The following is a 13,640-nucleotide window of genomic DNA, read 5'->3' as shown; positions in this document are numbered from 1 at the left end:
AAATCGTTTTCGGGAGTGAAAGATGTCGTTAACAAATCCATTCTTAAGTAACAGTGTGTTGCCGTATCAGGCTCCGCGTTTTGATCTGATTGAGGACCGCCATTACCGTCCCGCCTTTGATGAAGGAATGCGGCAAAAACGCGCAGAAATCGATGCGATTGTACAAAACCCCGAGGCAGCGGATTTTTCCAATACCTGTTTAGCGCTGGAGCAAAGCGGTGCGTTGCTGACGCGCGTCACCAGCGTGTTTTTCGCCATGACGGCGGCGCATACCAACGACGAATTGCAACGTCTTGATGAAGCGTTTTCCGGCGAGCTTGCCGCGCTGGCGAATGATATCTATCTAAACGGTGCCCTGTTTGCGCGCGTGGACGCCGTCTGGCAGCAGCGTCAAACGCTGAAACTGGATGCAGAATCCTTACGGCTGGTGGAGGTGATTCATCAGCGCTTCGTCCTGTCCGGGGCGCAACTCAGTGATGCCGATAAGGACAAACTGAAACGGCTGAACACCGAGTCAGCGACGCTGACAAGCCAGTTTAACCAGCGATTGCTGGCGGCGAATAAATCGGGTGGACTGGTGGTGGATACGGTTCACGCGCTTGACGGTTTCAGTCCCGAAGAGATCGTCCATGCGGCCGATGCCGCCGTAGAGAAGGGGCTTTCGGCGCGCTGGCTAATTCCATTGCTCAACACCACGCAGCAACCGGCGCTCGCCACGCTGCGCGACCGACAGACCCGGAAAAATCTCTTCAAGGCCGCATGGCACCGGGCAGAAAAAAATGATGCCAATGACACGCGCGCCATTGTGTTGCGTCTGGTGGAGATTCGCACTCAACAGGCCAAACTACTGGGCTTTGCCCATTATGCCGCGTGGAAAATTGCCGATCAGATGGCGAAAACGCCTGAGGCCGCACTGGCGTTTATGCGGGCTATTGTTCCCGCCGCGCGTCAGCGTGCGCTTGATGAACAGGCAGAGATCCAGAAAATCATTGATCAACAGCAGGGCGGATTCACGGTGCAGCCGTGGGACTGGGCGTTCTATGCCGAGCAGGTACGCCGCGAGAAGTTCGCGTTAGATGAAACGCAGCTCAAGCCGTACTTCGCCTTAGACACCGTCCTGAACGAGGGCGTTTTCTGGGCGGCAAATCAGCTGTTTGGCATCAAGTTTATTGAGCGTTTTGATATCCCGGTTTACCACCCTGATGTCCGCGTCTGGGAAATATTCGAAAGTGACGGCGTCGGGCTGGCGTTGTTTTACGGTGATTTCTTCGCGCGTGAGTCAAAAAGCGGCGGCGCCTGGATGGGCAACTTCGTCGAACAGTCAACGCTCAACGAAACCAGACCGGTCATTTACAACGTCTGCAACTATCAAAAACCGTCTGCAGGACAACCGGCGTTATTACTCTGGGATGATGTGATCACGTTGTTCCATGAGTTCGGACATACGCTGCATGGTTTGTTTGCAACCCAGCGTTACGCGACCCTGTCAGGAACCAATACGCCACGTGACTTTGTTGAGTTCCCGTCGCAGATCAACGAACACTGGGCGAGCCATCCTGTTGTTTTCGCTCGTTATGCCCGGCATGTTGAAACGGGAGAAAAAATGCCTGATGCGCTGCAAGAAAAAATGCGCCGGGCGAGCTTGTTTAATAAAGGCTATGACATGACGGAGTTACTGAGTGCTGCCTTACTGGATATGCGCTGGCATACCCTGTCGGCGGATTCCCCCGTCGCGGACGTGGACAGTTTTGAACCGCAGGCGCTAGCGGCTGAGGAGATCGATCTCCAGTCCGTGCCGCCGCGATACCGTAGTACTTATTTCGCCCATATTTTTGGCGGAGGTTATGCGGCAGGGTATTACGCCTATCTCTGGACGCAGATGCTGGCGGATGATGGCTATCAGTGGTTTGTCGAACAGGGCGGCTTAACACGAGAAAATGGTCAGCGCTTCCGGGAGGTGATTTTGTCTCGGGGCAATAGCACTGATTTAGCTCAACTTTATCGCCAGTGGTGCGGCCACGATCCGCGAATTGATTCGATGCTGGAGAATCGTGGGTTAAACGGATAAAGCTTTTTCTTGTAGGGAAAGGAACCGGGTGCGATGCCCGGTTTTTTATGAGATTTTACTTCCCCAAAATCTCTCCAAAATAACTTCTTGAATTCTGAAAAATGAGCAGGGGAAATGGCGCTAACTTTCACACACACCCTGTCGTAATACCTTTATTTATAAACCAATCCGCATGAATTGTTAACACATCTATCTGGCTGCCGACTGGCGGCGTTTCTTATTCAGGCTAACGGACGTGCTTTGTTGATAAATCCAGCCCGTGAAGCCTGATCTCTATACACGGAATAACGATGTCTGAGCCAATCACAATTGCCCGTGGGGTGACCTCCGCTACGGTAGGGATCACTTTCGCCACTGTGTTTCCGGAGGCGACACCAGGCGTAGTGTTATACGCGCTGGCGATGCAAAATTATTTAAGCCTTGCTTAGTGATGGGCATATTTGTTGTTACTTTTTAACCAGGATCGCTTTACCGTCAGAATGCGACTCGACCCTATAACCTCTCAATTTTTTAATCACTGCAAGTGAACCTGCTCCAGTTGCAATAGCAATGGCTGCAGTAGTCGCTGATACGCCGATGCTCGCTACTGCTGCAGGAGCAGCAATTGCTGATATGGCGGTGCTAGTTCCGCCTGATGCAGGGATCATGGCAATTGCAGCGTATGCGATTCCAATAGCTCCGATTGCAATAGCCCATGACACTGCACCACTGGTGACAATTCTCACGGTCCCTTTTGTTATATCTCCAGTTATTTCAATTTTATTGGAATCGCACGCTATGGCTTTTGCGAGATCCTTGTAAGTATTAACAGTTTGCATCAGTTGACCTTTTTTGAATGAGTTTGAATATTATCGGCAGTGTGACCAATCAACTTTAAAGACAATTTATTGCAATCCTCTTCCCAAAATCACAGAGCACCCGCTACGGATGGCGACGAACTGGAAGTCGGGGAGAGTTCCCCGGAAAGAGACCGTGAACAGCGCCTGAAGAATGAAGAACGACAGGAGCGCATTTTGATCGCGCGTGTAAAACGTCGCATTTTAGCCCGTCGCTATGCGCCGATAGAGCTTATCAGCGCGGCTGTAACGCGGACATCCGTTCTATCCGTAAACATTTTAACGTCGTGCTGGAGCGAACGGTGCGTGAGTTACGCGGAGAACCCTGCCTGGCGCTGGAAGAATTCGCGCCAACGAAACACCTCAACACCAAAGACGGCGGGGAACGCTTTACTTTGCCGGGCAGGGTATCCAGCCCACAGCGAGAAGCAGACGTCACTGTCTGTTCACTGAACCAATTCGGTAATTGCCAGCTCAGCAACTTCTAATGTAGTGGATGCTGTATCGTTGCTGTCGAGTGAAATTGTTGTTGAGAGACCGCACCACGCAATTATCCATTTGAGTAGACGCTCTCTATCCAGACCAGACATTTCGGTAACAAATCTCAGTCGTTGTTTAAATATACTTGGCACAGTGCTAGCCCGAGGTACTGGTTAGCTTTCTCAAAGCTTAAATTTTCAGTTCCCTGTGTCACGCAGTTTTGCTTGTTGCTGGATTTCAACTCTTGAACAAACATCAGTGCTATTGCCCGTAAATTCACACAACGCGGCAAACAAATTTGCGAGTCAAGGCGTCGGCTATTAAGAGCCTGGCTAACTATCATCACATAGTGGCTAATTCTGATACGCGAAGGGGTTTACATAACCAGGCTGTCAGCGCGCAGGCTGTGAGAACAAGCCCCAACTGTTGTACCAGACCAGCGACTCCCAGCATCACACCTAGCAGTAAATAGTAGGTCAATCCGAATAATGCTCCGGCAGTTCCCGCTTGCTCCCGATAGTGACGTAGAGCATTGCTCAGTATATTAGGTATCGCAATCCCATAGGCGACGACCACTCCGGTAACAGGCATTAAAATCCACGGCGAATTCTGTAAGATCCATGCGACAAGACTGGATAACAGGGCCAAACTACAAGCATAACGAACCAATTGCACAGGTTCCAAACCTGTGACCAGTAACTTCCGGTTCAGAAGACTTCCAGATAGCGAGGCAATCGCCAGTAGTAATCCCGTCCACCCAAATGCTCTGGCTCCCCAACCCAACCGCTCGAAAAGAAAAGGTGCCAGGCTGTAATAACTGAAGATCATTGCATTGAACAGTGAAACCAGCATTGCATTTCGCCAAAGCGAACTGTCACACGCCATGCGGACAGCCAGACAGCCCAGACGAGGTGTGATTGTATTTAACGGCCGTGTTTCCGGCAGCATAAAGGCAGTAAGTACCAGCAGCAATATCGCCAGCAACGACAGTGCAATAAATACCCCAATATGACCGTAAATACTCACAATCCAGCCCCCGCTCACCAAACCAAACACCGGACTGACTGCCAGTGCAGCCCCCATGATAGAAAATACGCGAGCCAGGTTCGTGGATTCATAACTGTCCCGTAACATAGTCTGCACCACGACAGATCCTGCAGCAGCCCCCAGAGCTGACAACATGCGAGCCAATAACAACATATTAAAATCTGTAGCAACTATCGCCATCACGGCTCCTGACCCATAGCAGGTCAGGCCAAACATCATGGCAAGACGTCTACCAATGCGATCACTCAACCAACCCCATAGTGCTACGCCAATAGCAAAGGCGACAAAGTAAACTGAAAGTGTCTGAGCGGTACGTTCACTGCTCACATTGAATGTAAGAGCAATGTTTGGTAACGCCGGGCTGTAGATTGTTTCCACGAGTTGCGGAAACATGATCAGCAGAGTTAGCAACCACAGTGGTGGCCGGTTAATAGTATTCATAGCGATGCTTCAATAATGAGGGAATAGATACCATTATTGCGGAAAGGAAGTGGTCACATTACAATCATAAGGACTAAATATATAAAATATCGGACAAATGGCTAAAATTAATCCGGATCAATTTTTTGACGCAGATAGCTTCGATACCCCAGTAATAGGTATTGCAGCCGATCTGGGGCTGCATGATTCTGGTCGACACAACCACCGTCGCCATCAATTGCTATTTTCTGCTGCGGGTTGTATCACTATTGAGCTGGAAAAAACCTTATGCTTACTTCCACCGCGTCGTGCTGCCTGGATCCCCGCAGGCACTGTTCATCGTGCCATGATGCGTGGCGTTATGGCTTACCGCTCGCTGTATTTTTCAACTACGTTGCCATTTCCTGATATGCCATTACAGGTTGTAGCGGTAAATCCTCTCTTTTACGAAGTCATTGAACGGATGGCATTTTGGTCATGGGACATGCCTGCGAGTCAACAGGCCAGCCTGATCACCGTATTTAGTGAAGAGCTACACACAGCGCGTAGTGAGAACTGGAGATTACAGTTTCCCTCAGATCCGCGTCTGTGCTCATGGCTGGACAGCGTGCGCAGGGGCGAATTACCTCCACGACTGAGCCAACTGGCGCATCGAGTTGGTGCATGTGAGCGCACGATTAGTCGAATTTTTATCAGAGATACGGGGATGAATTATCAGAGCTGGAGACAACAATGGCGATTGCTGAAGGCAATGGAATTGGTTGCTGATGGAGCTAATATAAATCAAATTGCGCAGCAACTGGAATTTGTCAGCGACAGTGCATTTATCGCATTTTTCCGTCAGCATACAGGTATAACACCAAAACATTATTCAAATAAGGCGCGAGCCGGAGGTGAGTAGAACACATTCAATATTAAATAATGACTCACTTCTATTTTACATTACATCCTTTCCATCTAAACAAGACCGTTTCGTTAAGAGGTAAGTACTGTCCGATTAAAAAGCAACCTCGCGGATTAAGTCAGTAATTCTCATTCTGAATGATCGGGGTCATACCCGATCATGAACCCTGGACGATGACACAGATATATTATTGTCGACATGAATATCACAAGTATTGAATAATTGAGCGGTGAATAATTTGGGCGAAAAATGAACTATCCATTTCGATATATATACCCGTATTAATTCGGATTGTCGCGCAGGTAACCAGAATGATGACGGATATCCCCTGAAATTTTTATTGTTGGCTTAGGATTATCTACTTTTTTTACCTGGCTTTTGTTTAGAATCATAGGGTTGTAAATGGCTGCGTCCCGCGACGGTGTTTCTATGATTAAATTGACAAAAATATGTTTTTCTATCGCTAGACTCTATAACATCAAGGATGTATGAGTGAGGAGGACCGATGATTAGAAAAACCGCTGAAATAGATATAATTTTACTGAGTCTGAATCAATCTATTGATGCTCATTATAAATGGCTGGTCAAAATGTTTCGCTGCGTGGTTTCTGCTGATATAACTCAGCCAGAGATTTCAAATGCCGATTCACATTGTTTGTGTGAATTTGGTAAATGGTTAAATAATCATCCGGCACGTGACGGTGATGAGACAGGATATCTCTATCAGATAAATGCAGCACATGCCAAAATGCATGCCAGTGGCCGTGTTTTGCTATTGGCGATTGTCGAAAAAAGATGGCTACCAGAACATTTTGAGCATTTTCAGAATGCATTATTAGCGTTTACTGCCGCAGTGACGGACTACAAAATATACCTGCTTAATATCCGGAGTAATATGGATATATTGACGGGGTTACCGGGGCGACGTGTCCTGGATGAGTCTTTTGACCGCCAGCTTATTGATGCCAGCCCATTTAATTTATATCTGTTTTTATTGGATATCGATCGCTTCAAGTCCGTTAATGACACTTATGGTCATCTGGTTGGCGATGTTGTGTTACGGACTCTGGCGGCGAATCTCGCGGCGTGGGCCAGGCATGACGAAACGGCGTACCGCTACGGCGGTGAAGAATTTATCATCATCATCAGGGCACAGACAGACGACATGGCGTGTCAGGCCGGAATGCGTATCTGCCACTTAATCGCCGAGAACAGCATTCAATACCCCGGCGGCGAGATTAACATCACTGTGACCGGGGGCGTGACCCGCGCGCAGCCTGGAGAACCTCTGGATGTGGTGTTGGGCCGCTCAGACCAGGCCATGTATGAGGGTAAGCAAACGGGCAGAAATCGCTGTATGTTCATGGATGAGCAGCACAAAATCACCCGGATTACACGTCGTGAACCCGTTCACCAGACCTTTACAAAACAGGTTGTTGGCTGACTTAGTTCCGTATTGTTTAACCTTCATTGAGATTGGCAGTGATAGGGTGTATGCGATCCGTTGTCTTCGCAGGGAATTGCCAGATAACGTATAAAGCAAAACACAAATCTATCCATGCAAGCATTGACCGCTGGTTCATCCGGCGGTTTTTTTTGCCCGTTATTCAGGTAAAAAAATGGCCCCTTGTGCAGTGATGCAACAAGGGGCCATGTCGGCGCAGCGTTATCTCCGTTCATTAGTCATCCCATTTGTGGCTAAAGTACGCGGCCAGAAAACCAGAAAATAAAATAATTCCCAGTACCGCCATAAATACGTTCATATTACCCAGCATATTATGTCTCCTGTTTTGATGTGTTTCCTCGTCTACCTTTATTTCATCTCGTTAACATCCATCCTATCAGCATCAACTTAAACAAATGCTGAATTAGGTGATTATTTCAAATTTAGCGTAAGTTTTTTAACGCCAGGGGGCGCAGAATATGAAAAAGGGTAACCAAAATAGCGACATGTAGAAGGAACCCGTCAGCGTTATTTGCTGACCACGGTCATCGCAACGTATCACTTTTTAAGTGACAACGTCACAAAAATACTCTGGCGGCACGCACTCTCTGTTGATATCTCGGGGCACTATTATTCAATGCGGGCGGGGTGAGAATAGAGACGCAGAAGGTGTGCGCGGTCTGATGGCTATCATAAATTTATGACCGTGCAGGCGTCGCACCTGCACGGTCATGGATAATTTAACAGGTTACCGGCTGCTGCAAGGGTTTAACGCGCATGCCTTTGAGCATCATCACCCATGCCAGACCAATGGCGACAATCAGTACCGCAAACAGTGACCAGGCGGGAAGCGTGGTTAAAATGATGCCGCTCGCTAACGGGTTAAAGGCCGCGCCCAGCCAGCCCAGCGACTGTGCAGAGAAATAGCTCGCTTTCATGCCCGCAGGGGCAATATTGTCGATCAACATATATTCCCCCGGCGCGTAGATCACTTCACCGAGGGTAAAGATGGCGGCAGAAACGCCCCACAGGATCAGGTTGTTTCCGGAGAACATAAAACCCACCAGGCCAATAATGAAGCACAGGGTGCCTGCTGCCATCAGCGGGCGGATATTCGCAGCAGTGAGCCTGCGCCCGAGGGCATATTGCAGACTGACCACCATTGCGGCGTTCACCGGTAACACCACCGCGACCACTTTCTCGGCAAAATCGCCGTCAGCGACGACCATCACATACTGGGAAATACAGGATGAAAACGCGCCGCCCACGAACGAGGCGAGAAACGCGGAGAGGGTAAACCAGAGCAATGCTTTATCGCGCAGCAGGACGGACGGCGACCACACTGAGGTGTTCATGCCTTCGACAGGGGGCATTGACCGGGTTACCCACGTCTGAATAAAAACCAACGGGAAGGCAGAACAGACGGCCGCCAGCCAGAAAGGCAGGTTAATGCTTTGCATCACCAGCAGGGTGCCGAGCGGCGGCCCAACGGTCCAGCCAATGTTGAGCACGGTATAGTTGAGCGAAAAAATTTTCGTTTTCGTAGTGGCTGAGAGGTTATCGGCAAACCAGGCTTTCAGCACCGTTGCAAAAACGGAATAGGCGCAGTTGATAAGCGCAAACAGCAGTACCACCAGAGTGACGCTATGCACCAGCGGGATCGCGATAAACCCGAAGGCAAAGGCGCAAATCGCCACCAGCATGTAGCGTTTTTTATCGAATTTATCCGCCAGAATGCCAAAGCCAAGACTGAAGATCACGCCGATGGTCAGCGCCACCGTCATGGCGTAGCCAATCAGATCGACACTCAGCGCATACTGGCGATTCAGATAAATGGTCATGAACGGCAGCGTGGCGCCACGACCAATGGTCAGCAATAGCGATGAGGCGAGTAATGCAAGGGTTGACCGTCTCAGAGTGGTGTTCATTTTCCTGCCCGACAATGCGTGTTGTTTTTTTTTTAACTATCAGGAAGGAATAGCACGGCAAAATTGTGATGTATACCTAATAAGTTGTCCGAAAGTGCCTTGCACGGCCTACCTGAATTAATGATCTGTTGCTGGACAGCGATTTCCGCTAAGTTAACTTGTTTACAAAAATTTAATAATTGCAGAGGTCAGGGGATGTCGCGTAAAGACGGGCTGTTGGCATTATTAGTCGTGGTGGTATGGGGGCTGAATTTTGTCGTCATCAAAGTGGGATTACACAATATGCCGCCACTGATGCTGGCGGGATTACGCTTCCTGCTGGTGGCGTTCCCGGCGATTTTCTTTGTTGCCCGCCCCAGAGTCCCGCTGAAGCTTCTGCTGGGTTACGGTCTGACGATCAGTTTTGGGCAATTTGCTTTTCTGTTTTGCGCCATCAACTTCGGCATGCCCGCCGGGCTGGCGTCACTGGTATTACAGGCGCAGGCTTTTTTCACCATTGTTCTGGGGGCGTTTGCGTTCGGTGAGCGTTTGCAGGGCAAACAGGTGGCAGGTATTGCGCTGGCGATTTTTGGCGTGCTGGTGCTGATTGAAGCCAGCCTCAACGGGCAACATGTGGCGATGACCGGATTTATGCTCACCCTGGCCGCCGCGCTCAGTTGGGCCTGTGGGAATATCTTTAATAAAAAGATCATGCAGCATGCGGAGCGCCCGGCCGTCATGTCGCTGGTGGTCTGGAGTGCGTTGATCCCGATTATTCCTTTTTTCCTCGCCTCGCTGTTTCTGGATGGCGCCGAGCGCATGATGCAAAGCCTGGTCAGTCTTGATACCACGACGGTGTTATCGCTGGTCTATCTTGCCTTCGTTGCCACCATTGTCGGGTACGGGATTTGGGGCACGCTGTTGGGACGTTATGAAACCTGGCGTGTGGCGCCGTTATCCCTGCTGGTTCCGGTTGTCGGGTTGGCCAGTGCCGCCGTGCTGTTGGATGAAACGTTAACCGGGCTGCAATTATTGGGCGCAGTGCTGATTATGGCGGGGCTGTATATCAATGTGTTCGGTTTTCGTTTACGCAAACCGGCGCAGGCGAGAGGGTAAAAAAAGCCCCGCAGTGACGGGGCAAAACGAATTAGAGGTCATACCGATTGTAATAGGGTACGCCTAACTCGTCGGACTTATCGCTGCCTGCCCCCATGTGATTGAAATCGAAAGGGGATTGATCGTGCGCAGTGGGTATGACCATCACATCGCGATTCGTTTGTGTTGTGGGCTGGGCAGTTTGCTCCGCAACACTCTGGCCGGAGACGACAAGCAGCAGAGCCAGCATTGCAGAAGACAAAAATTTCATGATTTCCTCGATTACGTCGTTAACAGGCGATTAGCAGTGACACTGATTGAGCGGCAGCAAATACCGGGATTCGCCGTGCATATTGGTGATGCGGAACTTATGCGGCGGCACATCAAAATAGTTTTTAAACGTCCGGGTCAGCGTTTGCTGTGACTCAAAGCCGTAACGCTCTGCCAGGTACAAAATCGGCTCGTTACTTTCTTTTAATTTCTGGGCTATCTCAGTCATTTTGCGACTGCGGATGTATTGACCTAATGAATGGCCGGTTTCTTTTTTAAACATCCGTTGCAGGTGCCATTTGGAGTAACCTGAGCGCTCTGACACCTTTTCCAGTGAGAGCGGCGACTCCAGGTTATCTTCGATCCAGTCCAAAATGCTATGAATAGTGATAGCGTCAGTGTTGCGTCTGGACATCGTCTTACCTCTTTCTGTTTACGGCAGGATTTTCTTGAGTAAATACTCAAGTGTTGCCACTTCATCCGCCGTTAAGTTTTTTGTTAGTTCCTGGTGCAGGTCTTGTCCTACTAATTGATGACATTGCTCACAAATTGCCGCGCCGTGTTCGGTGAGTTTCACCAGCACGCCGCGTTTATCGTTGGGATTTGGGAGTCTTTCGATCCAGCCTTTACAGACCAGGCGGTCAAGCATGCGCGTCAATGCGCCAAGATCAACAGACAGCACTTTCTTAAGCTCAACCGGGGTAATGCACACCGCGCAGCGGATGGAACACAGCACCTTAAACTGCGAGGCGGTGATATCCAGCGGTGACAGATAGTCGTTTAGCAAACGATCTTTTTTCTGATTTACCATGTAGATCAAGCGGCCAAGTGGAATGATTTCATTGAAAAGGTCACTGGTGCTTTTCACGATGGTTGCCCCGGCAAGTAGTTAGTCACGGCAGATACTATTGCCCAGGCAAGTATAAGTCAAATGAATGAATACTGTGATGACACAATTTGCTAAAACGGTTCATTAGGCTGATGGTTTAGCTTTTAATAACTTAATGATAATTACAGATTATAGATGTGATGGGAAAATGAATGCTTACATCGCTGAAATAGCGGTCAGCGCTCATTTGAACTTATACTTGCCGCTAACTGAAGAGCGACTGGAGAAGAGATTACCCATGATAGAATTGTTTAAAGCGATAGGGCTGGGTCTGGTGGTTCTGCTGCCGCTCGCCAACCCACTGACTACCGTGGCGCTGTTCCTCGGGCTTGCTGGCAACATGAACAGCGTAGAGCGTAACCGTCAGTCGCTGATGGCGTCGATTTACGTGTTCGCGATCATGATGGTGGCGTATTACGCCGGTCAGTTAGTCATGAATACGTTTGGCATTTCGATCCCGGGGCTGCGGATTGCCGGGGGATTAATTGTCGCCTTTATCGGCTTCAGAATGCTGTTTCCACAGCAGAAAGCGCACGAGTCGCCGGAAGCAAAAAGCAAATCCGAAGAGATGGAAGACGAACCGTCGGCCAATATTGCGTTCGTGCCACTGGCAATGCCAAGTACGGCGGGGCCGGGTACGATTGCCATGATCATCAGTTCTGCCTCAACCGTGCGTGATGGCTCCGATTTTCCTGGCTGGGTTATTGCTGTCGCGCCGCCGCTGATCTTTGCGATTGTGGGGGTCATTCTGTGGGGCAGCCTGCGCAGTTCCGGGGCGATTATGCGTCTGGTCGGCAAAGGGGGAATTGAGGCAATTTCGCGCTTGATGGGCTTCCTGCTGGTCTGTATGGGCGTACAGTTTATCATTAACGGTATTCTGGAAATTATTAAAACCTACCACTAAAACCTAAGGCCCGACGCGAAAATGTCGGGCCTTTTCTGTCTTTTCACTGCGGTTGCGGCTGCTCCTCCAGCGAGACAGGCCAGCGGCGAAAAATAATCACTGACCAGACTAACGCGATAACCGCCGGAACGGCGCCGACATAGCCGATGGCAGACATCGACCAGTGTAAACTCACCTGATTACCCACCAGCGCGCCTGCACCAATCCCGATATTAAAGATGCCGGAGAATAACGCCATCGCGACATCGGTCGCATCCGGCGCCAGCGCCAGTACTTTCACCTGCATACCCAGACCGATAACCATAATGGCTACCCCCCAGAAGATGCTCAATATCGCCAGGTGTGTTTCGCTGTCGGCGGAGGGGCGCAGGAGGAGCAGGCACCCCACCAGCAGGACAATGGCAAGGGTGATTAGCGCGGAGGCATGCCGATTGCCCAACTTACCAAAAACCACGCTGCCGACGATCCCGGCACCGCCGAGAATGAGCAACAGCACAGTGGCAAAGTTGGCGCTCAACCCGGCCACGGTTTGCACAAACGGCTCGATATAGCTGTATGCCGTGTAATGGGCGGTCACCACAATCACCGTCAACAGATAAAGACTCATCAACGCAGGGCGGCGAAACAGTAGCGGCAGGCTTTTCAGCGAACCGGAATGTTCGCTGGGCAAGGTGGGCAGGAGCTTGAACAGACACACAAGCGTGACCAGCGCTCCCATGCCGATAGCCAGGAAAGTGGTACGCCAGCCAAAGTATTGCCCGACAATGCGACCGATGGGAATTCCGAGCACCATTGCCAGTGCGGTTCCGGTGGCTATCAGGCTCAACGCCTGTGCGCGTTTACCGGCAGGGGCCAGGCGGATGGCGAGCGAGGCTGTGATCGACCAGAAAATCGCATGCGCAAAGGCGATGCCGATACGGCTGATGAGCAGAACGGTAAAATTCCACGCCAGAAATGACAGCACATGGCTGGCAATAAACAGCACAAACAAACAGATCAGCAGTTTGCGTCGTTCCACCTGGCTTGTCAGTAGCATAAAGGGAAGCGACATCAGCGCCACAACCCAGGCGTAGATAGTCAGCATAATACCGACCTGTGCAGTCTGCATGTGGAAGCTTTGCGCAATATCAGAGAGTAAGCCGACGGGGACAAACTCGGTGGTATTGAAGATAAAAGCCGCAATAGCAAGCGTAACGACCCGTAGCCACGCGACTTTACGGGAAACAATGCGTGTTGACATAAAAAGTAATGGGGCTTATTGCGAAAGGGTTAGGTCAGGATCTTAAAACGTTTTCTGGCGAAAACACAATCACTTTGTGATTAATGTCACGTTTTTTAGTCGCTAAAAAAGTGACACCACTTCTGAACGCTCCGTG

15 protein-coding genes and 1 pseudogene are annotated in these 13,640 nt (G+C 50.1%); 7 read left to right on the top strand and 9 right to left on the bottom strand.

Annotated elements, in window-relative coordinates; all coding sequences use genetic code 11:
• Positions 1 to 22 precede the first annotated feature (22 nt).
• Complete coding sequence (gene dcp, locus P2W74_RS12345) at positions 23 to 2,068, top strand: peptidyl-dipeptidase Dcp (RefSeq protein ID WP_276291803.1); 2,046 nt, start codon at positions 23 to 25, stop codon at positions 2,066 to 2,068.
• 290 nt (positions 2,069 to 2,358) lie between these two features.
• Positions 2,359 to 2,496 (top strand): hypothetical protein, encoded by a 138-nt coding sequence (locus P2W74_RS12340; RefSeq protein ID WP_276291802.1) that lies wholly within the window; start codon positions 2,359 to 2,361, stop codon positions 2,494 to 2,496.
• An 18-nt stretch (positions 2,497 to 2,514) separates the two neighbouring features.
• Here P2W74_RS12340 and P2W74_RS12335 read toward each other — a convergent pair whose 3' ends face one another.
• A complete protein-coding gene (locus P2W74_RS12335; protein WP_276291801.1) occupies positions 2,515 to 2,886 on the bottom strand; it encodes a hypothetical protein in 372 nt (123 codons plus the stop codon).
• Between the two features lie 266 nt (positions 2,887 to 3,152).
• Here P2W74_RS12335 and P2W74_RS23605 point away from each other — a divergent pair.
• Positions 3,153 to 3,299 (top strand): annotated as a pseudogene (locus P2W74_RS23605) (DNA polymerase V subunit UmuC); the annotation flags it as partial.
• A gap of 427 nt (positions 3,300 to 3,726) precedes the next feature.
• On the opposite strand, the gene P2W74_RS12320 reads toward P2W74_RS23605, so the two are convergent.
• Complete coding sequence (locus P2W74_RS12320) at positions 3,727 to 4,872, bottom strand: multidrug effflux MFS transporter (protein ID WP_276291800.1); 1,146 nt, start codon at positions 4,870 to 4,872, stop codon at positions 3,727 to 3,729.
• 97 nt (positions 4,873 to 4,969) lie between these two features.
• Here P2W74_RS12320 and P2W74_RS12315 point away from each other — a divergent pair, with 97 nt between their 5' ends.
• Complete coding sequence (locus tag P2W74_RS12315; protein ID WP_276291799.1) at positions 4,970 to 5,752, top strand: AraC family transcriptional regulator; 783 nt, start codon at positions 4,970 to 4,972, stop codon at positions 5,750 to 5,752.
• Positions 5,753 to 6,260: 508 nt separating this feature from the next.
• Complete coding sequence (locus P2W74_RS12310) at positions 6,261 to 7,199, top strand: diguanylate cyclase (RefSeq protein WP_276291798.1); 939 nt, start codon at positions 6,261 to 6,263, stop codon at positions 7,197 to 7,199.
• A 23-nt stretch (positions 7,200 to 7,222) separates the two neighbouring features.
• Here P2W74_RS12310 and P2W74_RS23805 read toward each other — a convergent pair whose 3' ends face one another.
• The 3 genes from P2W74_RS23805 to ydeE all read right to left on the bottom strand — a co-directional run bounded on the left by P2W74_RS23805 (position 7,223) and on the right by ydeE (position 9,127).
• The gene (locus tag P2W74_RS23805; RefSeq protein WP_456064463.1) at positions 7,223 to 7,435 is read right to left on the bottom strand and encodes a hypothetical protein; all 213 of its coding nucleotides are present in this window, start codon (positions 7,433 to 7,435) and stop codon (positions 7,223 to 7,225) included.
• The gene (gene mgtS, locus P2W74_RS12305) at positions 7,435 to 7,530 is read right to left on the bottom strand and encodes a protein MgtS (RefSeq protein ID WP_000901367.1); all 96 of its coding nucleotides are present in this window, start codon (positions 7,528 to 7,530) and stop codon (positions 7,435 to 7,437) included. The genes P2W74_RS23805 and mgtS overlap by 1 nt, the downstream gene beginning before the upstream one ends.
• A 409-nt stretch (positions 7,531 to 7,939) precedes the next feature.
• Complete coding sequence (gene ydeE, locus P2W74_RS12300; RefSeq protein ID WP_276291797.1) at positions 7,940 to 9,127, bottom strand: efflux MFS transporter YdeE; 1,188 nt, start codon at positions 9,125 to 9,127, stop codon at positions 7,940 to 7,942.
• 195 nt (positions 9,128 to 9,322) lie between these two features.
• Here ydeE and eamA point away from each other — a divergent pair, with 195 nt between their 5' ends.
• Positions 9,323 to 10,222, top strand: coding sequence for an O-acetylserine/cysteine exporter (gene eamA, locus P2W74_RS12295; RefSeq protein ID WP_276291796.1), 900 nt, complete (start codon positions 9,323 to 9,325; stop codon positions 10,220 to 10,222).
• A 31-nt stretch (positions 10,223 to 10,253) separates the two neighbouring features.
• Here the strand turns inward: eamA and marB are convergent, their stop codons facing one another.
• From marB to marR, 3 genes are read right to left on the bottom strand one after another with little or no spacing between them, the layout of a single operon-like run.
• Positions 10,254 to 10,472: a multiple antibiotic resistance protein MarB gene (gene marB / locus P2W74_RS12290; RefSeq protein WP_276291795.1), complete on the bottom strand. Its 219-nt coding sequence runs from the start codon at positions 10,470 to 10,472 to the stop codon at positions 10,254 to 10,256.
• A 30-nt stretch (positions 10,473 to 10,502) separates the two neighbouring features.
• Positions 10,503 to 10,886 carry an MDR efflux pump AcrAB transcriptional activator MarA gene (gene marA, locus P2W74_RS12285; RefSeq protein ID WP_162382109.1) on the bottom strand — a complete coding sequence of 128 codons (384 nt, stop codon included), beginning with the start codon at positions 10,884 to 10,886 and terminating at the stop codon, positions 10,503 to 10,505.
• Positions 10,887 to 10,904: 18 nt separating this feature from the next.
• Positions 10,905 to 11,339, bottom strand: coding sequence for a multiple antibiotic resistance transcriptional regulator MarR (marR, locus tag P2W74_RS12280; protein ID WP_162382108.1), 435 nt, complete (start codon positions 11,337 to 11,339; stop codon positions 10,905 to 10,907).
• A 259-nt stretch (positions 11,340 to 11,598) separates the two neighbouring features.
• Between marR and P2W74_RS12275 the strand changes: the two genes are divergently transcribed.
• Positions 11,599 to 12,264, top strand: coding sequence for a MarC family NAAT transporter (locus P2W74_RS12275; protein WP_276291794.1), 666 nt, complete (start codon positions 11,599 to 11,601; stop codon positions 12,262 to 12,264).
• Positions 12,265 to 12,307: 43 nt separating this feature from the next.
• On the opposite strand, the gene P2W74_RS12270 is transcribed toward P2W74_RS12275, so the two are convergent.
• Entirely contained in the window at positions 12,308 to 13,504 is a 1,197-nt protein-coding gene (locus P2W74_RS12270) for a sugar transporter (RefSeq protein WP_276291793.1), read from the bottom strand.
• Between the last annotated feature and the right edge of the window lie 136 nt (positions 13,505 to 13,640).

Origin of the sequence: Citrobacter enshiensis, assembly GCF_029338175.1 — a bacterium.
GTDB classification, from domain to species: domain Bacteria; phylum Pseudomonadota; class Gammaproteobacteria; order Enterobacterales; family Enterobacteriaceae; genus Citrobacter_D; species Citrobacter_D enshiensis.
This window is presented reverse-complemented; position numbering and strand designations above follow the sequence as displayed.

What these genes read in the sequence shown, in the direction of transcription:
- eamA (WP_276291796.1), top strand. Translation starts at nt 9,323, where the DNA reads ATGTCGCGTAAAGACGGGCTGTTGGCATTATTAGTCGTGGTGGTATGG.
- P2W74_RS12275 (WP_276291794.1), top strand. Translation starts at nt 11,599, where the DNA reads ATGATAGAATTGTTTAAAGCGATAGGGCTGGGTCTGGTGGTTCTGCTG.
- marB (WP_276291795.1), bottom strand. Translation starts at nt 10,472, where the DNA reads ATGAAATTTTTGTCTTCTGCAATGCTGGCTCTGCTGCTTGTCGTCTCC.
- marA (WP_162382109.1), bottom strand. Translation starts at nt 10,886, where the DNA reads ATGTCCAGACGCAACACTGACGCTATCACTATTCATAGCATTTTGGAC.
- P2W74_RS12310 (WP_276291798.1), top strand. Translation starts at nt 6,261, where the DNA reads ATGATTAGAAAAACCGCTGAAATAGATATAATTTTACTGAGTCTGAAT.
- ydeE (WP_276291797.1), bottom strand. Translation starts at nt 9,127, where the DNA reads ATGAACACCACTCTGAGACGGTCAACCCTTGCATTACTCGCCTCATCG.
- dcp (WP_276291803.1), top strand. Translation starts at nt 23, where the DNA reads ATGTCGTTAACAAATCCATTCTTAAGTAACAGTGTGTTGCCGTATCAG.
- P2W74_RS12315 (WP_276291799.1), top strand. Translation starts at nt 4,970, where the DNA reads ATGGCTAAAATTAATCCGGATCAATTTTTTGACGCAGATAGCTTCGAT.
- P2W74_RS23805 (WP_456064463.1), bottom strand. Translation starts at nt 7,435, where the DNA reads ATGAACGGAGATAACGCTGCGCCGACATGGCCCCTTGTTGCATCACTG.
- P2W74_RS12320 (WP_276291800.1), bottom strand. Translation starts at nt 4,872, where the DNA reads ATGAATACTATTAACCGGCCACCACTGTGGTTGCTAACTCTGCTGATC.
- P2W74_RS12270 (WP_276291793.1), bottom strand. Translation starts at nt 13,504, where the DNA reads ATGTCAACACGCATTGTTTCCCGTAAAGTCGCGTGGCTACGGGTCGTT.
- P2W74_RS12340 (WP_276291802.1), top strand. Translation starts at nt 2,359, where the DNA reads ATGTCTGAGCCAATCACAATTGCCCGTGGGGTGACCTCCGCTACGGTA.
- mgtS (WP_000901367.1), bottom strand. Translation starts at nt 7,530, where the DNA reads ATGCTGGGTAATATGAACGTATTTATGGCGGTACTGGGAATTATTTTA.
- P2W74_RS12335 (WP_276291801.1), bottom strand. Translation starts at nt 2,886, where the DNA reads ATGCAAACTGTTAATACTTACAAGGATCTCGCAAAAGCCATAGCGTGC.